The 21,563-nt window shown below is 65.6% G+C and carries 21 protein-coding genes; 13 read left to right on the forward strand and 8 right to left on the reverse strand.

Going from position 1 to position 21,563, the window contains the following annotated elements; translation table 11 throughout:
• Positions 1–91: 91 nt before the first annotated feature.
• Both JQ633_RS15585 and JQ633_RS15590 read right to left on the reverse strand, forming a co-directional pair.
• Positions 92–1,801, reverse strand: a complete 1,710-nt coding sequence (locus JQ633_RS15585; protein ID WP_211985914.1) for an NAD(P)H-dependent oxidoreductase subunit E — start codon at positions 1,799–1,801, stop codon at positions 92–94.
• 187 nt (positions 1,802–1,988) lie between these two features.
• Complete coding sequence (locus tag JQ633_RS15590; RefSeq protein ID WP_211985915.1) at positions 1,989–3,242, reverse strand: molybdopterin molybdotransferase MoeA; 1,254 nt, start codon at positions 3,240–3,242, stop codon at positions 1,989–1,991.
• Positions 3,243–3,415: 173 nt separating this feature from the next.
• Between JQ633_RS15590 and JQ633_RS15595 the strand changes: the two genes are divergently transcribed.
• Together JQ633_RS15595 and mobA are read left to right on the forward strand one after the other, a co-directional pair.
• A complete protein-coding gene (locus tag JQ633_RS15595; RefSeq protein WP_211985916.1) occupies positions 3,416–4,300 on the forward strand; it encodes a formate dehydrogenase accessory sulfurtransferase FdhD in 885 nt (294 codons plus the stop codon).
• Positions 4,293–4,910: a molybdenum cofactor guanylyltransferase MobA gene (gene mobA / locus JQ633_RS15600; RefSeq protein WP_211985917.1), complete on the forward strand. Its 618-nt coding sequence runs from the start codon at positions 4,293–4,295 to the stop codon at positions 4,908–4,910. Before JQ633_RS15595 ends, mobA begins: the two co-directional genes overlap by 8 nt.
• A gap of 25 nt (positions 4,911–4,935) precedes the next feature.
• Here mobA and JQ633_RS15605 read toward each other — a convergent pair whose 3' ends face one another.
• Complete coding sequence (locus tag JQ633_RS15605; RefSeq protein ID WP_211985918.1) at positions 4,936–5,700, reverse strand: Crp/Fnr family transcriptional regulator; 765 nt, start codon at positions 5,698–5,700, stop codon at positions 4,936–4,938.
• 202 nt (positions 5,701–5,902) lie between these two features.
• On the opposite strand from JQ633_RS15605, the gene JQ633_RS15610 reads away from it, so the two are divergent.
• Positions 5,903–6,298: a response regulator gene (locus JQ633_RS15610; protein ID WP_211985919.1), complete on the forward strand. Its 396-nt coding sequence runs from the start codon at positions 5,903–5,905 to the stop codon at positions 6,296–6,298.
• 15 nt (positions 6,299–6,313) lie between these two features.
• On the opposite strand, the gene JQ633_RS15615 is transcribed toward JQ633_RS15610, so the two are convergent.
• Both JQ633_RS15615 and JQ633_RS15620 read right to left on the reverse strand, forming a co-directional pair.
• Positions 6,314–7,876: an alkaline phosphatase D family protein gene (locus tag JQ633_RS15615; protein WP_211985920.1), complete on the reverse strand. Its 1,563-nt coding sequence runs from the start codon at positions 7,874–7,876 to the stop codon at positions 6,314–6,316.
• A 497-nt stretch (positions 7,877–8,373) separates the two neighbouring features.
• A complete protein-coding gene (locus JQ633_RS15620; RefSeq protein WP_211985921.1) occupies positions 8,374–9,777 on the reverse strand; it encodes a TAXI family TRAP transporter solute-binding subunit in 1,404 nt (467 codons plus the stop codon).
• 223 nt (positions 9,778–10,000) lie between these two features.
• Here JQ633_RS15620 and JQ633_RS15625 point away from each other — a divergent pair, with 223 nt between their 5' ends.
• The gene (locus tag JQ633_RS15625) at positions 10,001–10,306 is read left to right on the forward strand and encodes a 4a-hydroxytetrahydrobiopterin dehydratase (RefSeq protein WP_211985922.1); all 306 of its coding nucleotides are present in this window, start codon (positions 10,001–10,003) and stop codon (positions 10,304–10,306) included.
• Between the two features lie 91 nt (positions 10,307–10,397).
• Positions 10,398–10,790, forward strand: coding sequence for a YkvA family protein (locus JQ633_RS15630; protein ID WP_211985923.1), 393 nt, complete (start codon positions 10,398–10,400; stop codon positions 10,788–10,790).
• Between the two features lie 108 nt (positions 10,791–10,898).
• Here JQ633_RS15630 and JQ633_RS15635 read toward each other — a convergent pair whose 3' ends face one another.
• Positions 10,899–11,879: an NADPH:quinone oxidoreductase family protein gene (locus tag JQ633_RS15635; RefSeq protein WP_211985924.1), complete on the reverse strand. Its 981-nt coding sequence runs from the start codon at positions 11,877–11,879 to the stop codon at positions 10,899–10,901.
• 90 nt (positions 11,880–11,969) lie between these two features.
• On the opposite strand from JQ633_RS15635, the gene JQ633_RS15640 reads away from it, so the two are divergent.
• From JQ633_RS15640 to argG, 6 genes are all read left to right on the forward strand, one after another.
• Complete coding sequence (locus JQ633_RS15640) at positions 11,970–12,809, forward strand: SDR family oxidoreductase (RefSeq protein WP_211985925.1); 840 nt, start codon at positions 11,970–11,972, stop codon at positions 12,807–12,809.
• Between the two features lie 146 nt (positions 12,810–12,955).
• A complete protein-coding gene (locus JQ633_RS15645; RefSeq protein ID WP_211985926.1) occupies positions 12,956–13,555 on the forward strand; it encodes an invasion associated locus B family protein in 600 nt (199 codons plus the stop codon).
• 178 nt (positions 13,556–13,733) lie between these two features.
• Complete coding sequence (gene rlmN, locus JQ633_RS15650; RefSeq protein ID WP_211985927.1) at positions 13,734–14,927, forward strand: 23S rRNA (adenine(2503)-C(2))-methyltransferase RlmN; 1,194 nt, start codon at positions 13,734–13,736, stop codon at positions 14,925–14,927.
• A 31-nt stretch (positions 14,928–14,958) separates the two neighbouring features.
• The gene (locus JQ633_RS15655) at positions 14,959–15,450 is read left to right on the forward strand and encodes a hypothetical protein (protein WP_211985928.1); all 492 of its coding nucleotides are present in this window, start codon (positions 14,959–14,961) and stop codon (positions 15,448–15,450) included.
• Between the two features lie 51 nt (positions 15,451–15,501).
• A complete protein-coding gene (locus JQ633_RS15660; RefSeq protein WP_211985929.1) occupies positions 15,502–16,284 on the forward strand; it encodes a phosphatase PAP2 family protein in 783 nt (260 codons plus the stop codon).
• A gap of 79 nt (positions 16,285–16,363) precedes the next feature.
• Positions 16,364–17,701, forward strand: coding sequence for an argininosuccinate synthase (gene argG, locus JQ633_RS15665; RefSeq protein WP_211985930.1), 1,338 nt, complete (start codon positions 16,364–16,366; stop codon positions 17,699–17,701).
• A gap of 169 nt (positions 17,702–17,870) precedes the next feature.
• On the opposite strand, the gene JQ633_RS15670 is transcribed toward argG, so the two are convergent.
• Positions 17,871–18,458 (reverse strand): TetR/AcrR family transcriptional regulator, encoded by a 588-nt coding sequence (locus tag JQ633_RS15670; protein ID WP_211985931.1) that lies wholly within the window; start codon positions 18,456–18,458, stop codon positions 17,871–17,873.
• Between the two features lie 97 nt (positions 18,459–18,555).
• Here JQ633_RS15670 and JQ633_RS15675 point away from each other — a divergent pair, with 97 nt between their 5' ends.
• Both JQ633_RS15675 and JQ633_RS15680 read left to right on the forward strand, forming a co-directional pair.
• Complete coding sequence (locus JQ633_RS15675) at positions 18,556–18,921, forward strand: nuclear transport factor 2 family protein (protein WP_211985932.1); 366 nt, start codon at positions 18,556–18,558, stop codon at positions 18,919–18,921.
• 121 nt (positions 18,922–19,042) lie between these two features.
• Positions 19,043–20,800 carry an alkaline phosphatase gene (locus JQ633_RS15680; protein ID WP_211985933.1) on the forward strand — a complete coding sequence of 586 codons (1,758 nt, stop codon included), beginning with the start codon at positions 19,043–19,045 and terminating at the stop codon, positions 20,798–20,800.
• A gap of 18 nt (positions 20,801–20,818) precedes the next feature.
• Here JQ633_RS15680 and JQ633_RS15685 read toward each other — a convergent pair whose 3' ends face one another.
• Entirely contained in the window at positions 20,819–21,439 is a 621-nt protein-coding gene (locus JQ633_RS15685) for a TetR/AcrR family transcriptional regulator (RefSeq protein ID WP_211986073.1), read from the reverse strand.
• Positions 21,440–21,563 lie beyond the last annotated feature (124 nt).

The raw sequence follows: 21,563 nt of genomic DNA on the forward strand, positions 1-21,563 counted from the left end.
CGCCCTTGGCGTCGTGGCCGTAGCCCTGCGGCGGAGAGTTCTTGTCGTTGCTCATACCGATCCTCGTCGAAGTTCGCCCTGCCCGATCCGCCTATTCGGCGGCTTGCTGCGGACGAAACCCGTCCGGAAAATATTTGATCACTGACGTCAGCGGATTGGAGGCCGCCTGACCGAGGCCGCAGATCGACGCATCGCGCATCGCCTGGCTCAATTGGTCGAGCAATTCCTTGTTCCAAACCGGTTGCTGCATCAGCAGCGCCGCTTTCTCGGTGCCCGCGCGGCACGGCGTGCATTGCCCGCAGCTCTCATCCTCGAAGAACTTCATCAGGTTCAGCGCGGCGTCCCTGACGTCATCGGCCTGAGAGAGGATGACGACGGCGGCGGAACCGATGAAGCAGCCGTATTTCTCCAGGGTGCCGAAATCGAGCGGGATGTCGTCCATCGACGCCGGCAGGATGCCGCCGGATGCGCCGCCCGGCAGATAGGCCTGCAGCGTATGGCCGTCGGCCATCCCGCCGCAGAACTCATCGATCAGCTCGCGCACGGTGATGCCGGCCGGGGCGAGCTTGACGCCGGGATCCTTGACGCGGCCCGACACCGAAAAACTGCGCAGGCCCTGGCGCTCGTTGCGGCCGTGGCTCTTCCACCAGTCGGCGCCCTTCTCGACGATGTCGCGAACCCACCACAGCGTTTCGATGTTGTTGATCAGCGTCGGCAGGCCGAACAGACCGACCTGGAACGGATAGGGCGGCTTGTGCCGCGGCAGGCCGCGCTTGCCTTCGATCGATTCGAGCAGCGAAGACTCTTCGCCGCAGATATAGGCGCCGGCGCCGCGTCGCAGATGCAGCTTCGGACCGCCGGGAGGAAGTCTTGCGATCTCGCGGTCGAGGATCTCGCGGCAGGCCGGATACTCGTCGCGGATGTAGATGTAGACTTCCGGCGCCTCCACCACGTGCGCGCCGATCAGCATTCCTTCGAGGAAGCGATGCGGATCAGTCTCGAGGTAGTAGCGATCCTTGAACGTGCCGGGCTCGCCTTCGTCGCCGTTGACCGCCATCAGCCGCGGACCGGGCTCGCCGAGCACGGCGCGCCACTTGCGGCCGGTCGGAAAACCGGCGCCGCCGAGGCCGCGAAGCGAGGCATCGTCGAGCGCCTTCAGCAGGCCCTCGCGCGGCAGATCGCCCGAGCGCAGGCGCGTCAGCAGCTTGTAGCCGCCGCCGGCCACATAGGCGTCGTAGTCGACATAAGTCGGAAGATGCACATGCGTGTCGCCGCTCTTCGCCGCGGCGAGCACGTTCGCGACAGTCGCATGATCGACGAAGTTGTGGCCGACCTCCGCGGCAGGCGCCGTGTCGCAGCGGCCGACGCACGGGGCGCGCACCACGCGGATGCCGGGACCGGCATGGTTCTGAAGATCCTTGAGCAGCTTCTCGCCGCCGAGCATCGCGCAGGTCAAGGAATCGCAGACGCGCACGGTCAGCGGCGCCACGTTCGGCTCGCCTTCCTTCACGATATCGAAATGCGCATAGAAGGTGGCGGTCTCGAAAACCTCTGCGAATGAGAGCTTCATCTCGTCGGCGAGCGCGGCAAGATGCGCGGCCGAGATCTGATGGTACTTGTCCTGGATCAAATGGAGATATTCGATCAGCAGGTCGCGCTGCCGCGGGCGGTCGCCCAGCAGCGTCTCGATTTCATGAGCTGCGGTCGGATCGACCTGACGTCCCTTGGGCGTGGCCTTTGCCCGTTTCCTGCCTTGTCCCGGATGCTCGAAGGCGCGGACTTTATGAACGTCTCCAACCATGAAACCCCGCTTTGCGCGAATTTGCGCTGTTCAGCGAACTCTAATCCTTGGCATGCCACAGGCAAGCATATTTAGAACGCTTCCAGGAGCGTCGGGTTGCCGCGCCGGTTCGTTGTTAATGTTTGTCTATCGGGCGATCTGAATCCTCTATCGTAACGACGATAGAATGGACCTGTTCTCTCGCTGCCTAAAACAGATCGGCGTAGCCGAGAAAGCCGACGGCATCGCCCGGCGCGACCTGCACGATGGTCTCGCCGAGTTCGACCAGTCCGTCGGTCTCGGTCAGCGACGACAGCAGGCCCGCGCCTTCGCGAGGAAATTTGGTCGCCTCCAGCGAACCGTCCGCCGCCCGCCGCAGCGAGACGCGGACGTATTCGCGCCGTCCGCTCTTCTTCTTGTAGCTGAACGCGGCCCGAACCGGCATCGGCAGCAAGGCAGATGGTGCCGCTCCCGAGAGCGCCAGCACCGTCGGCCGCACGACGTGGACGAAGGTGACGAAGCTCGCGACCGGATTGCCGGGCAGGCCGATCAGCGGCGTGCCGTCGATGATCCCCATCGCCACCGGACGGCCCGGCTTGATCGCCATCCGCCACAGCACCAGCGAGCCGGCCTGCTCGATGCCGGCCTTGACGTGGTCCTCTTCGCCGGTCGACACGCCGCCGGTGGTCAGGATCAGGTCGTAACGTCCTGCGGCTTGCTTGAGCGCCGCGGCGAGCCCGGCCTGTTCGTCGCGCAGGATGCCGAGATCGCCGATCTCGCAACCGAGCCTCCGCAACATCGCCATCAGCATGAATCGGTTGGAATCGAACAATTGAGCCTCGCTGCGCGCAGCGCCCGGCGCGGCCAGTTCGTCGCCGGTGGAGAACACGCCGACGCGAAGGCGCCGCACCACGTCGAGCGTCGTCAGCCCGAAGGCCGCGGCGACCGCGACGTCCTGCGGGCGCAGGCGCCTGCCCGATGCGAGCGCGACATGACCGCGCGCAATGTCCTCACCGGCGGGACGCACATTCGCGCCGGCCTTCAGGCCGGACGGCAGGACCACCCTTCCAGCATCGTCAATCCGCACGTCCTCCTGCATGAACACGGTGTCGGTGCCTGATGGCATCGGCGCGCCGGTGAAGATGCGGACGGCATGGCCGGGCCGGGCCGGCTGCGCGGATGCTCCGGCCTGTACGCGCCCGTCGACCGGAAATGCACGCTCGCCGCTCGCCGGCAGGTCCGCGCCCGAGACGGCGTAGCCGTCGACCGCCGAATTCATGAAAGGCGGCAGCGGCAGCGGTGCGGCGACGTCGCCGGCGAGGATGCGTCCGTCGGCATCGAGCAAGGCAACAGCTTCCGTCTCGCCGACAGGCTTGACGCGTGCGGCGATGATCGCAACGGCCTCGTCGACCGACATCATCGGTCCGCCGAACGCGAAGCAGTCGTCCGAAAGCTGCGCCATTGTGTTCCTCAGTCCTCGGTCATCGAGAACATGTGTTCGGCTCAATCGCGAGCCGTAGCGTTGTCCCAAAGGCCGGGCCACATGGATGCCAGTTCCCGCTGTGGCCAGTCGGTCTCCGATCGTGCTTATATCCTCAGCTCCGCTGAATTGTGAACCCATCCGGACGTCCGCCAGTGACCGAGAAAACAACCGCTCCCATCATTGTTCCGGATCCGAACGATCCGCGACTGACCGAGCGCGTCGTCGGCATCGATCAGACCGGGGCGCGGACCGAGATCAGGGTACCCGTCGAGCGGCCGTTGACGCTTTATCTGAACGCGCAGGAGATCGTCACGATGATGACGATCAACGACTATCCCGAATACCTCGCGCTCGGATACCTGCTGAACCAGAACATGCTGAAATACGACGACGTCGTGACCGAGGTCGAATATGACGACGATCTCGAGGTCGTCGTGGTGCGCACCGAGCATCACACGAACTTTGAGGCGAAGCTGAAGAAGCGCACGCAGACCTCGGGCTGCGCCCAAGGGACGGCGTTCGGCGACCTGCTGGAAGCCGTCGAGAAGGTCGCGCTGCCGAAAGCCGAGCTGCGCACCTCCTGGCTCTACCGGATGACGCACACCATCAACACGATGCCGTCGCTCTATCTGGAGGCGGGCGCGATCCACGGCTGCGTTCTGTGCAAGGAGAGTACGCCGGTCTGCTACACCGAGGACGTCGGCCGGCACAATGCGGTCGACAAGATCGCCGGCTGGATCTATCGCCACAACGTCGATCCGGCGGACAAGATCCTCTACACGACCGGACGGCTGACCTCGGAGATGGTGATCAAGACGGTGCGGATGGGCATTCCGATCCTGGTCTCTCGCTCCGGCTTCACGGCGTGGGGCGTCGAGCTGGCGCGGCAGGTAGGGTTGACGCTGGTGGGGCGCGCCCGCGGCAAGCGCTTCATCGCGCTGTCGGGCGAGGAGCGGATCGTTTACGACCAGAATCTCGACTACGTCGAAGAGGAATCCATGCGTCACAAGCGCAAGGGCGAGGGTGGCGATGACTGATATCCCGGGTGTGGTGCTTGCCGGCGGGCTTGCGCGGCGGATGGGCGGCGGCGACAAGCCGATGCGCCAGATCGCGGGCCGCACCATTCTGCAGCGCGTGATCGACCGGCTCGCGCCGCAATGCTCCGAACTGATCATCAACGCCAACGGCGACCCGGCGCGGTTCGCCGCGTTCGGCCTTCCGGTGATCGCCGACGATGTCGCCGACTTCCCCGGTCCGCTCGCCGGTATCCTGGCGGCACTGGACTGGGCTGCGGCAAACCGTCCCGATGCGAAATGGGTGCTGAGCGCGGCCGGCGACTGTCCGTTTCTGCCCCGCGACCTCGTCAAGCGCCTGGACGAAGCGCGTGTCGCGCAGCAGGCCGAACTCGCGGTCGCCGCCTCCGGCGATCAGACCCATCCGGTGATCGGCCTCTGGAGCGTGCGCCTGCGCGACGAATTGCGCCAGGCGCTGGTCGTGGAGGATGTGCGCAAGATCGACCGCTGGACGGCGCGCTATCCGCTCGCGACCGTCGCATGGCCGGCCGAACCGCTGGATCCGTTCTTCAACGCCAACACGGTCGACGACATCAAGGAAGCCGATCGTCTCGCCGCGCTTGACGGCGGGTGACCGCATCGCCCTTACGGATCGTGCGCTAGTTCGCCGGATTGTCCTCGGCCGGATAGACACCGCGCAGCACCTCCTCGAAGTGATCCTTGACCGCGTCGTTGCACAGGCAGGCGCGCGTCCGCAGGCCCTCCGGATTGCGGATCAGGATCGCGCCGCGGCGGGTGTCCAGCACGCCTTCGGCCTTGAAGTTCTGGATCACGCGGCTGGTGTAGCTGCGGCCGACGCCGAGCAGGGTGGAAAGCTGCTCATGGGTCAGCGGCACCACGCCGTTGCCGTTGGTGCGCTCCATCGCCGAGATGATCCATTTCGCGGCGCGCTGCTCGATCGAGTGGATCGCGTTGCAGGCGGTCGACTGGAAGATCTGCGCCAGCATGCAGTCGGCGTAGCGCGCGAAGATGTTGCGCACCGAGATCGAGTTCAACTTGGCGGCGTCGAGCTTGCTGATCGGCAGCCGCGCGAACGGCCCGCCGAACTTGACGGTGATGCGAGTATAGGCCGGCAGAAAACCCTGGCTGACGATGCCGCCGACGGCGCCCTCGCGGCCGACCAGGATGGTCTCGACATCGCGCCCGTCTTCATTGGGCACCATGTAGGAGACGAGGCTCGGCCCGCACGGAAAATGCACGGTCTGGACATCGTCGCCGGGGTTGTAGAGCAAGTCGTTGGCCGCGGCGTCCAGCAGCGTGAGATGCGGCGCAATCAGCTCATAGTCGATGACGTTGAGCCGGCGCAAAAGATTGTTGAATGGCCGGTCAGTCGCCCCGGCCAACTCTATATGTCGCGTGATCATTGGAAATTCCTGCCTACCCAACGCAGACAGTAAGCGAAAAGTTCCAGCTTTTATGTTCACTAGTGAACAGACGACGCGGCGCGTGATGTGCTGGTTTCATTCCGGGAACAACCGGCGTGCCGCAGGGCGCCGGTCGCGGGCCATCCGGCCGGACACTGATCCGGCCTTTCCTCCAGCCTTTGGAAACGGACTCTGGCGAACCATGGAATCCGCCTTCTGCAACGGCATGCCCGCCGATGTCCTGATCGTCGAGGACGATCCGATCATCGCGCTCGATTTCGAGGACACCATCCTGCGGTTCGGCGCGAAGACGGTCCGCGCCGCTCCCAGTGTGGCGCGCGCGCTCGAACTGATCGCCGCGCGGGCGCCGGATTTCGCGCTGCTCGACCTCGCTTTGGTCAGGGGCGAGACGCCGTTCGCGATCGCCGAACGGCTCGACGCGCTCAGGATCGCCTATGTGTTCGTGAGCGGCTACGGCTCCGAGGTCAGCCTGCCGTCATCGCTTGCCGGCAAGCCGCGGCTGACCAAGCCGTGCCCGGCCGATGCGCTGCAGGCTGCGCTGCGCCGATGGCGCAGCACGCCGGCAGTGTGCAAGTAGCCGGTTCGCGCCGGCTTAAACCTGCTTCGGATCGAGCGTGATCGCCCACAGCTCGACATCCTTGCGGTCGCGCAGGCTCACCGTCATCTGGCCGCTCTTGCCGTCGATCTTGACGTGGCCGAAGAACTGCATGTCGGCCGACGGCGGCAGGTTCTGGTTGGCTTCGCCCGGCGCCTTGACGAACTTCACCTCGGGACCGAACGTGTTGTCGAGTTCGTTCGGGCCGAACGTGCCGGCGTGCAGCGGGCCGGAGACGAACTCCCAGAACGGGTCGAAGTCCTGGAACTGGGCCTTGTTCGGGTTGTAGTAGTGCGCGGCGGCGTAGTGCACGTCGGCAGTCAGCCACACCGTGTTGACGACGCCCGACGTCTTGATGAAGCGCAGGATGTCGGCGATCTCGAGTTCACGGCCGCGCGCCGGGCCGTCGCCCTGGGCGAAGGCCTCCGAGCCCTTCTTGTTGGTGGCATCGTCATAGACGATCAGCGACAGCGGCATGTCGGAGGCGATCACCTTCCAGGTGGCGCGCGAGTTGAGCAGGCCGCGCTTCAGCCAGGCGAGCTGGTCGGGCCCGAGGAAATAGGCGCCGGGATCGTAGCTCTCCTGGAGGTTCGGACCGTTCGGGCCGCGATAGCTGCGCTCGTCGAGCATGAACACGTCGAGATGCGGACCGTAGCTCAGCGTGCGGTAGACCCGGCCCGGCTCGACGATGCTCTCGCGCATCGGATACATCTCGTGGAAGGCGCGGGCGGCGCGGGCGGCGAGCAGCGTGATGTCGCGCTCCTTGTAGGCGGCGGGCAGCTGCTTCGACAGCGACCAGTTGTTAGTCACCTCGTGATCGTCCCACTGCACGAAGATCGGCACCTCGGCGTTGAAGGCGCGCACGTTCGCATCGAGCATGTTGTACTTGTGCGCCGCGCGGTATTCGTCGAGCGTCTCGGCGACCTTGGCCTTCTCGGGAATGGTGAGGTTCTTCCAGACCTTGCCGTCGGGAAGCTTGACCTCGGCAGGGATCACGCCGTCGGCATAGATGGTGTCGCCGGAGTGCAGCAGGAAATCCGGATTGTGCTTCTTCATCGCGGCGAAGGTGATCATGCCGCCGTCGTCGGGATTGATGCCCCAGCCTTGGCCGGCGACGTCCCCGCCCCACACGAAGGAGACGTCGCGGCGGTCGCCCGGCGCAGTGCGGAAGCGGCCGAGCACCGGCTCGCCGACGATGTCGGTGTGCGAGAGGTCGCGGAAGCGGACGCGGTAGAAGATGTCCTGGCCCGCCGGCAGGTTCTCCAGCAGCATCTTGGCGGTGAAGTCGCTTTCCGGCAGCGCCGCGATCGGCGGCAGCGTGCGGGCGTCCTTGAACGATTCGGTAGTCGCGACCTCGACGATCATCTGTGACGGGCGGTCGGCCCGCGCCCACACCACGCCGCCGTCGACGCCGACATCGCCCGACTGCACCCCATGGGTGATCACCGGACGATCGGCGGCGCGCGACAGATACGGCATCGCGATCAGGCCGACGCCGGTCGCGGCCGTGGTGGACAGAAAGCGTCGGCGCGAAATATTGCGCGAAAGGCGGATCGTCATGGAAAGCTCCTCAGCGTCACGACGCGACAATGCGCCGCAGGCGAGGAAAGACCTAGAAAAATTCCATGACGGCCGGATTACAGGGGGGGCAGGCAGCGGGCTGTCGGGATAGTGCGTCGTGGCAGCCGCCGGCTACTTTGCATGGGGTTGTTTTCGCCATTTGGGTAGCTCGCCCAGCGGCGACGGGCTTTCGCGCATGGCTATCGCGTCGCGAAGACGGTCCCGACCCGCATGTGGGAGAGGCAGGCCTTTGCGAATAGATCCGATTCGTAAGGTGAGTTTGCTGTTAGGGCTCCCTCCCCCTTGCGGGGGAAGGTTGGGGAGAGGGGTGGCCCCGGGCTCCGGCCGAAGAGGGTGAAGGAGGCTCGCTCAATCGTGCGGCGCTGGTCGCGTGCTCAACTTGGCAGCGGAGCAAGCGGCACCCCTCTCCCGCAAGCGGAGAGGGAGCCCTGCCGTCGGTGGCTCCCTCACGGAAGTGAGGCGCGCTCAGTAGAACTTCACGCCGTTCCCGCTGCCCTGAACTGCGTAGCGGCGCGCTGCAAATTCTGGGGCATGCTCATCAGCAGCGCCTTGCGGTCGGCGACGGCGTTGTGGAACTGCTCGAGCGCGATGTTGAACGCGGTCAGCGTGCCCTCTTCGATGGCGCCGTGCTCGTAGCACAATAGCGTGTGGCGCAGGATGTCGTCGGCTTCGGCCTGCAGCTGGTCGAGCTCGTCGGTCGAATCGCTCTGCCGCGCGGTCTTCAGCATCTCCAGCAGGCGCTCGCGCTGCGAGGTGTTGGTGTTGCGCTCGTCCTGCTTGAGATAGCCGGCGAACCACGCGCCGGCCGAGCCCATCGCCGACAGCGCCATCAGGCCCCACCAGATGTAATCGCTGTAGCGGTCGAGGAAGGTCTTCTCCTCGCCGTCGACGAAGGCGGCGGCGCCCGGATGCGCCGGGATGGTGGCGTCCTTGTCGGTGTCGGGCGTCTCGATCTTGGCCGCGAGCGGGAAGTCGCTCTTGAGCTGTTGCCGCACCGCGAACAATTGCCGCGTGAACGCCGCCACCGTCGAGTCCGACAGGCCCCTTCGCGCGACGATGTGGTGGGCGAAGCTGATGGTCTTGACTTCGTCCTCGGGCCGGTTGGCGGAGCCGAGCGAACCGGCGGGAATCTCCGCGGCCTCATAGGCCGGATGGTTCTGCGCGATGGCTTCGGCGGCGTCGATCGCGAGGAAGGCCGGCTCGCCGCCGTCGCGGCTCGAGGCGGCGATGGCGTCGATCGTGATCTTGCTGTTGGCGGGACCGGCGGCGAGATAGGCGTCGGCCCTCTGGCTCCGGATTGCCTCGGCGGCCTCGTTGGCCGGGAACTGGATGATCTCGACCTTCAGCGGATCGACGCCGTATTGCTGCAGGATCGTCTTCAGCAGATTGACGTTGGCCTGGGTGCGGCCGACGACCCCGATCTTGCGGCCGGCGAGCTGCGTGATCTTGGTGATCTTGGCGCCCCTGCGCGCCTTGCCCTTTGTGGCCGGCGCCCACATCACCACGACATTCTTGCGCAGCGTTGCGACCGCCTGCGCGTTCTTCGGCACGTCGAGATCGCCGCGGATGATGGCGAGATCGGCCTTGCCGTCGGCCAGCGTCTGCGCGCTGGCGGTGGCGCCGTCGGTCTGCACCGGCCGGAGCTTGACCTGGCTGCGCGGCTGGTTGTTGAAGGCTTGCGCCAGCGCCTGCACGACCCTGAGATCGTCGCTGTTGGCCGGTCCCACCGCGATCCGCAGCGTCACCGGGCGCATGGCAAAGTAATATCCGGCGGCGAGCGCGCCGATGATGGCCAGCGCGCCTGCGATCAGAACGAAAATCAGCCGCCGCGTTGCCGAACGTAGCGGCTTGGGCGATAGGCTGGCGGGGCCGTCGGTCATCGATCTCGCTAACAAAATCCTTGGAAGTCAGGTCTTGGTCAGGTCTCGGGACGATCAACGCACACGCATCGCAGCATTGTAGCAAATTAATGATCCGCCTGAGGTTACATCTGCGTCATGGTTACCAGCGGCCATAGGACGCGATTTCGGCCTCAATTTCGGCGTGGATCCCATGCCGTGGGCCAGTTGTTAGGCTAAAGTCGGGGCCAAACGGGAGGTTGCCATGGTCGAACGGCTGTCAGCGGAGGCCCGCAAGGCCGCGCTTTGGGAATTGGCGGGCTGGTCGGAACTGGCCGGGCGCGAGGCGATCGCAAAAACCTTCGTGTTCAAGGATTTCAACGAGGCGTTCGGCTTCATGGCGCGCGCCGCGCTGGTCGCGGAGAAGAACGACCACCATCCGGAATGGAAGAACGTCTACAAGACGGTCGAGGTCGTGCTGGCGACCCATGAGGTCAGCGGGGTCACCAAGCGCGACATCGATCTCGCCAAGGCCATGAACGCGATCGCGCGGCAGCTCGGGGTCAATTGACCGGGCGGCTGCAATCTTGCGCTGATTGGCTGACATCCCCAGATTCGGCTCGAGCGGCTGCGGTATTACGCGGCGCCGGGGAACCTTAGTCATGGCATCGACTGAACACGACGTGGGATTTGGGCCTGCCGACCGGCTGGCGCAGGACCCCGAAAGCGTGCGCCGCCGCTTCTGGACCAAGTTCAAGAAGGTGGTGGTGAGCCTGCCGTTCGCCGAGGATCTGCTCGCCGCCTATTACTGCGCCTTCGACCGCCAGACGCCACGCCACGTTCAGGCATCGCTGCTCGGCGCCATCGCCTATTTCGTGCTGCCGTTCGATTTCGTGCCGGACATGCTGCCGGTCCTCGGCTTCACCGATGACGCCGCAGTGCTCGCGACCGCGATCCGCATGGTGGCCAGCCACATCACTCCCGAGCATCGCGAAGCCGCGCGCGCCGCGCTGAAGCGGGGCGTGGTCGAATCCGCGCCCGATCCGTCGTCCTGAGATCGTCCTGCGTAGCCCGGATGAAGCGAAGCGCAATCCGGGGCCGCTCTCGCCCGTTGAACGACCGCCCCGGATTTCGCTGCGCTCCATCCGGGCTACGGTCTCCCCTCAGCTTCCCGGATGCAGAATCACCTTGCCCATCGCCTTGCGGCCGGCCAGCACCTTGAGCGCTTCCGCGGTCTGCGACAGCGGGAAGGTGCGGTCGACATGCGAGGAGATCTTGCCCTCGGCGGTCCACTGCACCAGCTTCTCGAGGTTCTTGCGGTTCTTCTCCGGATTCTGCCGCGCCCACGCGCCCCAGAACACGCCGCGGATATCGCAGCCCTTCAACAGCGCGAGGTTGAGCGGGATCTTCGGAATCTCGCCGGCGGCAAAGCCGATCACCAGGAAGCGGCCTTCCCACGCTGTCGAGCGCAGCGCCGCTTCGGCATAGGCGCCGCCGACCGGATCGAACACGATGTCGGCACCCTTGCCGCCGGTCAGCTTGCGCAGGCCTTCCTTCAGGTCTTCCTTGGCGTAGTTCAGCGTCAACTCGGCGCCGTGCTGCTTGGCGAATTCGAGCTTCTCGTCCGATGAGGCGCAGGCGATCACCTTAAGGCCCATCAGCTTGCCGAGTTCGCACGCAGCCAATCCGGTGCCGCCGGCGGCGCCGAGCACCGCGAGCGTCTCGCCCGACTTCGGGCTGGCGCGATCTTCCAGCGCATGCAGTGCGGTGCCGTAGATGATGATGATCCCTGCGGCGCGGTCGTAGTCGAGGCTGTCGGGAATCTTCACGATCGAATTCGCCGGCAGCGCGATCTTGTCGCGCGCGCCGTTGTGGCCGCACGACGCGACGACACGGTCGCCGACCTTCAGATCGGTGACGCCGTCGCCGACGCTCTCGATCACGCCGGCAACTTCGGCGGCCGGCGAGAACGGGAACGGCGGTTTGATCTGGTACTTGCCCTGGATCATCAGGATGTCGAAGAAGTTCAGCGCCGCCGCCTTGATCGCGATCACGGCTTCGCCAGGTCCCGCCACCGGATCCGGCACGTCAGCCAGCACGAGATCGTCGGGTTGACAGTATTGCGAGCAGAGGATGGCTTTCATGGACACACCTGATGTTCGGACGCAAAAAGGCTGAAAGCTTCTTTGCCGGATTTGGCGCGGAGCGACAATACAAAGCGGAGGGATCAAACTATGTTTGAAAAAGGCCTGCTGGCGAACAAGCGCATCCTGATCACCGGCGGCGGCTCCGGCCTCGGCGCCGCGATGGGCCGCCGATTCGCCGAGCTCGGTGCCGAGCTGATCATCTGCGGACGCAGGCAAGAACTGCTGGAGGAGACCGCAGCCAAATTCCGTAGTGAATTCGGCGCCAAAGTCTCGACGGCGCGCTGCGATATCCGCGACGGCGCCGCGGTCGAGGCGCTGATGGACCAGGTCTGGCAGGACGCGCCGATCGACGTACTCGTCAACAATGCTGCCGCAACCTTCATCGCGCAGACCGAACACATGTCATTCCGTGCGGCGGACGCGATCCTCGCACCGACCCTGCACGGCACGCTGTACTGCACGCTCGCGGCCGGGCGCCGCTGGATCGAGGGCAAGCACAGGGGCGTGGTGCTCTCGATCCTCTCGACCTCGACCATCACCGGCCGCGCCTTCACCGTGCCGTCGTCGATGGCCAAGACCGCGGTGCTGGCGATGACGAAGAGTCTTGCGGTCGAATGGGGCCCGAAGGGCATCCGCACCGTGGCGATCGCGCCCGGCGCGTTCCCTACACCGGGCGCGACCGGCCAGTTGCGGCCCGAGGGGCGCGGCGAGAGCTGGGCGCAGCGTGTTCCGCTCGGCCGCGCCGGCGAGCACGCCGAGCTAGCCAACCTCGCGAGCTTTTTGATCTCGGACCAGGGCGGCTACATCAACGGCGAGATGGTGGTTGTCGATGGCGGCGCGCATCTGCGCAGTTCCGGTGCCGAGGACCTGCTGCAATGGACCGACGAACAGTGGGAGAAGCAGCGCGCGGCGCGCGCAAAGGGATGATCGAGGCATAACGCGCGGCGGACCCGCTACCCACACGAACGTCTCGAGGTAACTGCCTTCCCAAGCACGCGTTTCCCGGTTATCCATCCGCACCGGCGAGGGGGAATCGCCGGGCCATCTTCCAGTCACAATGATGGGGGAACCAGTTGGCCGTGCGGCAAATACTGACATCGCTGGTTGCCTGTAGCCTGGTGTGCGGGATCATCTCCGTCGCGCCGGTGCAGGCTGCGCCCAAGAAGGACGCGAAAGACGCGGCGAAGCCCGCGCCTTCGGCGGCAGCAGCGGCGGCCGGCGGCGCCGAGCCGACCCTGATCGGGCAATTCGGCACCTGGGGCGCCTACACCGCCGCGCCAAACGGCAAGAAGGTCTGTTTTGCGCTCGCCAAGCCATCGACGTCGAAGACCAACCCGCCGAACCGGCCACGCGATCCGGCCTATGCCTTCATCTCGACCCGTCCGTCAGAGAAGGTCGTCAACGAAGTCTCGATCATGATCGGCTACGCGGTGAAGCCGGGCTCCGAATCGACGCTGCAGGTCGGCGGCGGGACCTACGCGATGTACACCCAGGGCGACGGCCTCTGGATCAAGAACGCGGCCGAAGAGGAGCGGATGGTCGAATCCATGCGCAAATCGGCCGAGGTGACGGTCAAGGCCGTCTCCGCCAAGGGCACCGAGACCATCGACACGTTCTCCCTGAAGGGGCTGTCGCAGGCGCTCGACCGGCTGGGCCAGGACTGCCGGCGCTAGGGCGGCAGACCCGAATCGGCGTTGTTTATGGACCGCAGAAGGCCTATTTGAGGACCGCGGCGTAGGCTTGGGCAAAGGCGCAAAGCGTCGTGCCTGCCATTCGTCCATTGCTATTGAAGGTGGGCACGCTCCGGTTCGCCCAACCCTACGGCTACGCTTGAAAGCCCATCTGATGTCGATGACTGACGCTACGGCCAATACGCTGGTCGAAAAGGTTCCGCTTGAGACCTATGTGCCGCCGGCCAGGCCGTCGCTGATCGGGCTGTCGCGCGCCGAGATCGCCGATCGCCTCGGCGAGATCGGCGTTGCCGCCTCGCAGCGCAAGATGCGCACCCAGCAGCTCTGGCACTGGATGTATTTCCGCGGCGCCAAGAACTTTGCCGAGATGACCAACGTCTCGAAGGACATGCGCGCCGAATTGGAGAAGCATTTTACCGTCGACCGCCCCGAGGTGGTCGCCGAGCAGATCTCCAACGACGGCACCCGCAAATGGCTGCTGCGGCTGCCGAGCGGCAATGCGCTGGAGCGACCGCACGAGGTCGAGTGCGTCTACATTCCCGAGACCGACCGCGGCACGCTGTGCGTCTCCTCGCAGGTCGGCTGCACGCTGAACTGCGCGTTCTGCCACACCGGCACACAGCGGCTGGTGCGCAATCTCACCGCCGGCGAGATCGTCGGCCAGGTGATGGTCGCGCGGGATCGTTTGAATGATTGGGCCGATCGCGAGGACGGCACGCGCCGCGTCACCAACATCGTGATGATGGGGATGGGCGAGCCGCTCTACAATTTCGATGCCGTGCGCGATGCGCTCCTGATCGTCGCCGACAATGAAGGCATCGGCATCTCCCGCCGCCGCATTACCTTGTCGACCTCGGGCGTGGTGCCGAACATTGCGCGCACCGGCGAGGAGATCGGCGTGATGCTGGCGATCTCGCTGCATGCGGTGCGCGACGAGTTGCGCAACGAGCTGGTGCCGCTGAATCGCAAATATCCGATCAAGGAGCTGCTGCAGGCCTGCCGCGATTACCCCGGCGCCTCCAACGCGCGGCGCATCACTTTCGAATATGTGATGCTCAAGGGCGTCAACGATTCGCTCGATGATGCGAAGCTGCTCGTCAAGCTGCTCAAGGGCATTCCGGCGAAGATCAATCTGATCCCGTTCAATCCATGGCCGGGCACCGCCTATGAATGCTCGGACTGGGACCAGATCGAAAAATTCTCCGAATACATCTTCAACGCCGGCTACTCCTCGCCCGTGCGCACTCCGCGCGGCCGCGACATCCTCGCCGCCTGCGGCCAGCTCAAGTCGGAGACCGAAAAGCTGTCCGCGCGCGAGCGCCAGGCGCTGCGCGCGATGGCGATGACGGATTGAGCTTCGCTCGTCGCAATGACGGGAGGGTAGCATGGCTCTGATCGGCCGCCTGTTCGTCGTCGCGTTCGCGTTCCTGATGGCCTGCTTCGTCGCCGGTGCCATCGTGGTTTTCGCGGTGCTCTATCCCGAGATCAGCGATTTCGCCGGCGGCCAGATCGACCCGAGCGCGATCAATATCGTGCTCGGCTTCGGCTTCATCTTCATTTCCGGCTTCGCGCTGCTGCCCGCTTTGATCATCGTGCTGATCACCGAGGCCTTCACCATCCGAAGCGTGCTGGCCTACGCCGTCGGCGGCGCGCTGGTCGGCGCCGCCTGCTATCTCGGGCTGGTGCCGTTCGACCCTGATATGATGCAGTTCCACGGCATCGTGCGCCGGCACATGGAGATCATGACCGGCGCCGGCATCGTCGCCGGTCTGGTCTACTGGCTGATCGCCGGCCGCACCGCCGGCGCCTGGCGCGAACCGCGGCGTCCATTGACGCCACCGCCGCCGCTGCCGTCGCAATCGCGCCCGCAGCCGTGATGCTTCCCATGTTGCTTCCCTTGCCCCACCGCCTCGGCTAAACCGCGCGCCATGAACCGCACCGGACTTTTCATCGCGCTGGCGCTCGCGCTCATCATCGGCATCCTGTTCGGGATCTATCCCGAGCTCGACCTGAAGCTGGCGGCGGTGTTCTACGATGCCGCGCAGAAAACCTTTCCGCTGAAGCTCGATGCGGTTGCGTCGTTCGCGCGCGATGCGGCGATGTGGATCGCCTGGGCGCTGGTGCTGCCGGCGATCGTCGCCATCGTGGTGAAATTCATCCGGCCGGACCGGCCGATGCTGATGTCGGGTCGCGCCGCGGTGTTCCTGCTGACCACGATGCTGCTCTCCGCCGGCGTCCTCACCAACTTCACCTTCAAGAGCTATTGGGGACGGCCGCGGCCGGTGGTGGTGACGCAGTTCGGCGGCGATCTCAAATTCGTGCCGTGGTGGGATCCGCGCGGCGCCTGCCCGCGCAACTGCTCGTTCTTCTCCGGCGAGGGCGCCACCGCGTTCTGGACCTACGCCCCGGCCGCGCTGACACCGCCGCCCTGGCGGCCGCTGGCGTTTACCGCGGCGACCGTGTTCGGTGTCGTCACCAGCGGGCTGAGAATGGCCTTCGGCGGCCATTTCTTCACCGACGTTGCGATCGCCGGCCTGGTGTCCTTTTTCGTGGTCTGGCTGTTCTACGCCCTGATTTACCGCTGGGCGGCGACGCGCCTGACCGACGAGCAGGTCGATGCGGCGCTGACCCGCCTCGCCATGCCCGGCTACCGGCTGATGCAGCGCTGGCGCGGGCAAAGGCAGGCCGAATCCAGCCAGCCTCAGGGCTGATTAAAGGCGTGCCCCGCCTGCCGAAATTTGATATTCGCCACGCTCAAACATCCCTGTTTTCGACCGATTGGACCGCGCCATGAGTACGATTCTGAAAAGCCTGCCCACCGGCGAGAAAGTCGGCATCGCATTCTCGGGCGGGCTCGACACCTCGGCGGCGCTGCTCTGGATGAAGCTGAAGGGCGCCAAGGTGTTCGCCTACACCGCCAATCTCGGCCAGCCCGACGAGGCCGATTACGACGCGATCCCGCGCAAGGCGATGGATTTCGGCGCCGAGAAGGCTCGCCTGGTCGATTGCCGCACCCAACTCGTCCATGAGGGCATCGCCGCGATCCAGTCCGGCGCGTTCCACATCTCGACCGGCGGCATCACTTATTTCAACACCACGCCGCTCGGCCGCGCGGTGACCGGCACCATGCTGGTGGCGGCGATGCAGGAGGACGGCGTCAACATCTGGGGCGACGGCTCGACCTTCAAGGGTAACGACATCGAGCGCTTCTACCGCTACGGCCTGCTCACCAATCCGAGCTTGCGCATCTACAAGCCCTGGCTCGACCAGCAGTTCATCGACGAGCTCGGCGGCCGCGCCGAGATGTCGGCGTTCATGACCGCGCAGGGCTTTGCCTACAAGATGAGCGCGGAGAAGGCCTATTCGACCGACAGCAACCTGCTCGGTGCCACCCATGAGGCCAAGGACCTCGAGAGCCTTTCCAGCGGCATCACCATCGTCAACCCGATCATGGGCGTGCCGTTCTGGCGCGCCGATTGCGACGTCAAGGCCGAGAAGGTCGTGGTGCGCTTCGAGGAGGGTCAGCCGGTCGCGCTGAACGGCAAAACGTTTGCCGATCCGGTCGCGCTGTTCCTCGAGGCTAATGTGATCGGCGGCCGCCATGGCCTCGGCATGAGCGACCAGATCGAGAACCGCATCATCGAGGCCAAGAGCCGCGGCATCTATGAGGCGCCCGGCATGGCGCTGCTGCACATCGCCTATGAGCGGCTCGTCACCGGCATTCACAACGAGGATACGATCGAGCAGTACCGCATCAGCGGCATGCGGCTCGGCCGCCTGCTCTATCAGGGCCGCTGGTTCGATTCGCAGGCTTTGATGCTGCGCGAGACCGCGCAGCGCTGGGTGGCGCGCGCCGTCACCGGCGAGGTGACGCTCGAGCTACGCCGCGGCAACGACTACTCCATCCTCAACACCGAGAGCCCGAACCTGACCTACGCGCCGGAGCGGCTCAGCATGGAAAAGGTCGAGGACGCCGCCTTCACGCCGGCCGACCGCATCGGCCAGCTGACGATGCGCAACCTCGACATCGCCGACACGCGGGCCAAGCTCGGGCTGTACAACAAGACCGGCCTGATCTCGAGCGGCGAGGGGTCTGAGATATTCAAGCTCGAGAGCGACAAGGGCTGAGCGGCACGCCGCTGCCACACACTCGCCGTCGTCCCGGCGAAGGCCGGGACCCATAACCACAGGGTGGCGTTATGGAAGCGAGCTGTGGCTCCAGCGTTGCAAGATAACTGACGGTCGTGGTTAAGGGTCCCGGCTTTCGCCGGGACGACGCGCGTAGAGATTTGCGCCCTCACTTCGCCCGCAGTGCATCCAGCAGCGAACGGAACGCGCGCGCGTAATCCGTGCCCGCTTTGCCGACGTCCTGCTCAGCCGACACCGCCACCGCCGCTTCCGTCACCGCGCCGAGCAACAGCCGCGCCAGCGGCTCGATCGGTTGCCTCGCGATCACGCCGGCGTCCATCGCCGCCGTCAGGGCGTGCGGAAACTTGCCGCCGAAATGCTTTGCGTCGATCTCGCGCCAGCGCTCCCACCCGAGCACGGCCGGGCCGTCGCGCAGGATGATCTGGCCGGTCGGGCCCTTCGAGCACGCCGCGAAATAGCCCTGCGTGCCCGCCGCCATCGCCGCCAGCGGGTCGTTCTCGGCGCGCGAGATGCGGTCGAGGTCGGCGACGAGGTCGAGCGAGACCTGCTCGAACACTGCCTCGAACACCGCCTCCTTGGTCGCGAAGTGATGATAGACCGCGCCCTTTGCGACGCGCGCACCGGCCGCGATGTCGTCCATCGTCGCAGCGCCAAAGCCGCGCTCGCCGAAGATGCGCCGCGCCGCCTTGATGATGGAGGCGCGCGTCTTCTCGCGCCGCTCGGCCTGGGTTGCCATGGAAGCATATCTAGCCCAGTTCCCGCGTCGCGCCAATTGACTTACCGACTTCCAGTCGATAAATACCGACCAATGGTCGGTAACTGGAGAGATCGAGATGCCCTCGCTGAAAACCCTGCAGGCCTTCGCCGACACGGTCGAATCCAACGACCATGTCGGCGCCATCAAGAACTTCTACGCCGCTGACGCCCGCACCCAGGAGAATGACGGCGAATGGCGGGTCGGCCGCGAGGCGCTGGCGGCGCGCGAGGCCGCGGTGCTGGCGTCGGTCGCCGGGGTCAAGACCACGCGGCTGGGCCCGCTGCTGCTCGACGGCGATCATTCCGCGATCTGCTGGCGGTTCGAGTTCACCGGCAAGGACGGCAAGGTCCGCAGTATGGAGGAGGTTGCCTGGCAGACCTGGCGCGGCGAGGAGCTGATCGAGGAGCGCTTCTTCTACGATCCGCAGCAGATGAAGCGGTGATGTCCGCGGGCGTGCGGGCCTTGCGGCAATACGACCCGGCGCGGGCTTATTGCGGTGTCATCCGCAGCCGCTAGCCTGCGCCGGAGCGCGCGGCCCTGTGCGCCAAGGCGGAGCATCCATCATGATCAGGCGATTTGCCGGGGTGGCGGTGACGCTGCTGGTGTCTGCGGCGGCGGCACCGGCGCAGACCATTTATCCGATCGACCGCGCGGACATCCTCGCCGGGGCGAAATTCGACTTCAAGGTCGAGTTTCCCGACGCGGTCGATCCGGCGAAGCTGAAAGTGACGCTCAACGGCACCGACTACGCTACGGCGTTCGGCCAGACCGGCAGCTTCATCGCGCGCGAGGCCGGCAAGGACCAGTCGGCCCTGCTGCTGCGCGACGTCGCGCTCGGCAAGCCCGGCCCTGTCTCCGTCGAGGTCAGCGACGGCACGCGCAGCCGCACGCTGACGTGGGCGGTCTACGACACGCCCGCGCGTAAAGCGAAGAACGTGATCCTGTTCATCGGTGACGGCATGTCGCCGGCACATCGCGCCGCGGCGCGGATCCTCTCCAGGGGCATCGCCGAGGGCAAGAGTTTTGGCAAGCTCGCGATCGACGACATGCCGCAGATGGCGCTGGTAGCCACCGCCGGCTCGGATTCGATCATCACGGATTCGGCGAATTCCGCGAGTGCCTATGCCACCGGCCACAAGACCGCGGTCAATGCGATGGGTGTCTATGCCGACCGCACGCCCGATCCGCTCGACGATCCCAAAGTCGAGACCATCGTCAGCATCGCAAAGCGACGGCTCGGCCTCGCCATCGGCATCGTCACCAATACCGAGGTGGAGGACGCCACGCCCGCGGCCATGATCGCGCACACCCGCCGCCGCGCCGCCTATGACGCGATCGTCGCGCAATTTTTCGACGCCAGGCCCGATGTGCTGATGGGTGGCGGCAGCGCCAACTTCCTGCCGAAATCCGCGGCCGGGTCGAAGCGCGCGGACGACATCGATTACCTCGCCCGCTTCCGCGAGGCCGGCTATCCGCTCGCGACGACCGCCGGCGAGCTCAACGCACTCGCCGCCAAGCCGGAGACGAAGCAGTTGCTCGGCCTGTTCGCCGCCGGCAACATGGACGGCGTGCTGGACCGCAAATTCCTCAAGCGCGGCGGCGTGACGAAATTTCCCGAGCAGCCGGATCTGACCGAGCTGGTGCAGGCCGCGCTCACCATTCTTTCGAAGAACGATTCAGGCTTCTTCCTGATGGTGGAATCCGGCCTGATCGACAAATACGCCCATGTGCTCGACATGGAGCGTGCGGTCTACGACACCATCATGCTCGACAATGCGGTGCGGCTGGCCAAGGACTGGGCGAAGGCGCGTGGTGACGACACGCTGATCCTTGTCGCGGCGGACCACAACCATCCGAACAGCCTGGTCGGCACCATCAATGACGATATGAGTACCAAGCCCAACGTGTCGCTGCGCGAGCGCGTCGGCGTCTACGAGAAGGCCGGCTTCCCGAACTACCCGGCGCCCGATGCCGAAGGCTATCCGTCGCGCGTCGACGTCAGCCGTCGGCTCGCGATCTTCTCGGCCAGCCTGCCCGATCATTACGAGACGTTCCGCCCCAAGCTCGACGATCCGAACGAGCCGACCGTGAAGGGCGATGCGCCCGACACCTTCAAGGCCAACGACAAGTACAAGGATGTCCCCGGCGTCGTGCTGCGATTCGGCAATTTGCCGGCGATGATTGGCGCCAGCGTGCATTCCGGCGAGGATGTCATCCTCACCGCGACCGGCCCCGGCAGCGAGCGCGTCCACGGCTCGATGGACAACACCGAAGTGTTTCGCGTGATGGCCGAAGCGCTCGGGCTGGGCGCGGCGAAGTAGCGTCAGACCGGCTGCACGTCACGAAAGCGACGGCGCTGAAAACAGCAGCTTGATGCAGCTTCGATACAGCATGATCTGCCGTTCCAGCCGGCGCGGGTCGTTGAGGGTCTTCGACATGATGATCGCGCCGTCGACCACGCAGGACAGCATGTCCGCGACATCGTCCAGATCGACGGCCTCGCGCGGCGGGTGGATCGCCGCGATCCCGTCGAGGATGTCGCGGAAGCGCGCATTCCAGTCCCGGACCGATTGCGCCGTCAGCTCGCGGACCTCGCGATCGAACAGCCGTTCCTGATAGCAGATGCTTGCGATCAGGCACCCGGGATGGCCACTCGGCAGATCCGCCATCACTTCAGCCAGCAGCTTCAGGGAGATCAGGAAGGCCTGCAGCGGATCGTCGGACAGCTCGCGTCCGCGCGCGAATATGTCATCGAACAGGCGGTCGTTGGTCTCGACATAGCGGCGCAGCATCTCGCGCGCCAGCGCGTTCTTGTCCTTGAAGTGGTAGAAGAAGCCGCTCTTGGTCAGATGCGCCTCGGCGATCACCTCCTCGATCGAGGTGGCGCCGAATCCCTTGGCCAGCACGGCGGCTTCGGCAATCTCGAGGATGCGCTCGCGCGTGGCTTCGCCCTTGCCCATGGTGGCCTCCGGAAACTGCACCGTCAGTATGGTTTCGCCGGCGCGGCCGCGCGTCATGACGCGACGCGCCGGCTGCAAGCGCATGATCTTCAATCGATTTCCAGCGTCAAATGCGGCTGCACCA

Source organism: Bradyrhizobium tropiciagri (assembly GCF_018130505.1).
Lineage (GTDB): Bacteria > Pseudomonadota > Alphaproteobacteria > Rhizobiales > Xanthobacteraceae > Bradyrhizobium > Bradyrhizobium tropiciagri_B.

Coding starts and splice junctions, on each gene's coding strand:
- JQ633_RS15585 (WP_211985914.1), bottom strand. CDS start 1,801: ATGGTTGGAGACGTTCATAAAGTCCGCGCCTTCGAGCATCCGGGACAA.
- JQ633_RS15590 (WP_211985915.1), bottom strand. CDS start 3,242: ATGGCGCAGCTTTCGGACGACTGCTTCGCGTTCGGCGGACCGATGATG.
- mobA (WP_211985917.1), top strand. CDS start 4,293: ATGACTGATATCCCGGGTGTGGTGCTTGCCGGCGGGCTTGCGCGGCGG.
- JQ633_RS15605 (WP_211985918.1), bottom strand. CDS start 5,700: ATGATCACGCGACATATAGAGTTGGCCGGGGCGACTGACCGGCCATTC.
- JQ633_RS15610 (WP_211985919.1), top strand. CDS start 5,903: ATGGAATCCGCCTTCTGCAACGGCATGCCCGCCGATGTCCTGATCGTC.
- JQ633_RS15615 (WP_211985920.1), bottom strand. CDS start 7,876: ATGACGATCCGCCTTTCGCGCAATATTTCGCGCCGACGCTTTCTGTCC.
- JQ633_RS15620 (WP_211985921.1), bottom strand. CDS start 9,777: ATGACCGACGGCCCCGCCAGCCTATCGCCCAAGCCGCTACGTTCGGCA.
- JQ633_RS15625 (WP_211985922.1), top strand. CDS start 10,001: ATGGTCGAACGGCTGTCAGCGGAGGCCCGCAAGGCCGCGCTTTGGGAA.
- JQ633_RS15630 (WP_211985923.1), top strand. CDS start 10,398: ATGGCATCGACTGAACACGACGTGGGATTTGGGCCTGCCGACCGGCTG.
- JQ633_RS15635 (WP_211985924.1), bottom strand. CDS start 11,879: ATGAAAGCCATCCTCTGCTCGCAATACTGTCAACCCGACGATCTCGTG.
- JQ633_RS15640 (WP_211985925.1), top strand. CDS start 11,970: ATGTTTGAAAAAGGCCTGCTGGCGAACAAGCGCATCCTGATCACCGGC.
- rlmN (WP_211985927.1), top strand. CDS start 13,734: ATGACTGACGCTACGGCCAATACGCTGGTCGAAAAGGTTCCGCTTGAG.
- JQ633_RS15655 (WP_211985928.1), top strand. CDS start 14,959: ATGGCTCTGATCGGCCGCCTGTTCGTCGTCGCGTTCGCGTTCCTGATG.
- JQ633_RS15660 (WP_211985929.1), top strand. CDS start 15,502: ATGAACCGCACCGGACTTTTCATCGCGCTGGCGCTCGCGCTCATCATC.
- argG (WP_211985930.1), top strand. CDS start 16,364: ATGAGTACGATTCTGAAAAGCCTGCCCACCGGCGAGAAAGTCGGCATC.
- JQ633_RS15670 (WP_211985931.1), bottom strand. CDS start 18,458: ATGGCAACCCAGGCCGAGCGGCGCGAGAAGACGCGCGCCTCCATCATC.
- JQ633_RS15675 (WP_211985932.1), top strand. CDS start 18,556: ATGCCCTCGCTGAAAACCCTGCAGGCCTTCGCCGACACGGTCGAATCC.
- JQ633_RS15680 (WP_211985933.1), top strand. CDS start 19,043: ATGATCAGGCGATTTGCCGGGGTGGCGGTGACGCTGCTGGTGTCTGCG.
- JQ633_RS15685 (WP_211986073.1), bottom strand. CDS start 21,439: ATGGGCAAGGGCGAAGCCACGCGCGAGCGCATCCTCGAGATTGCCGAA.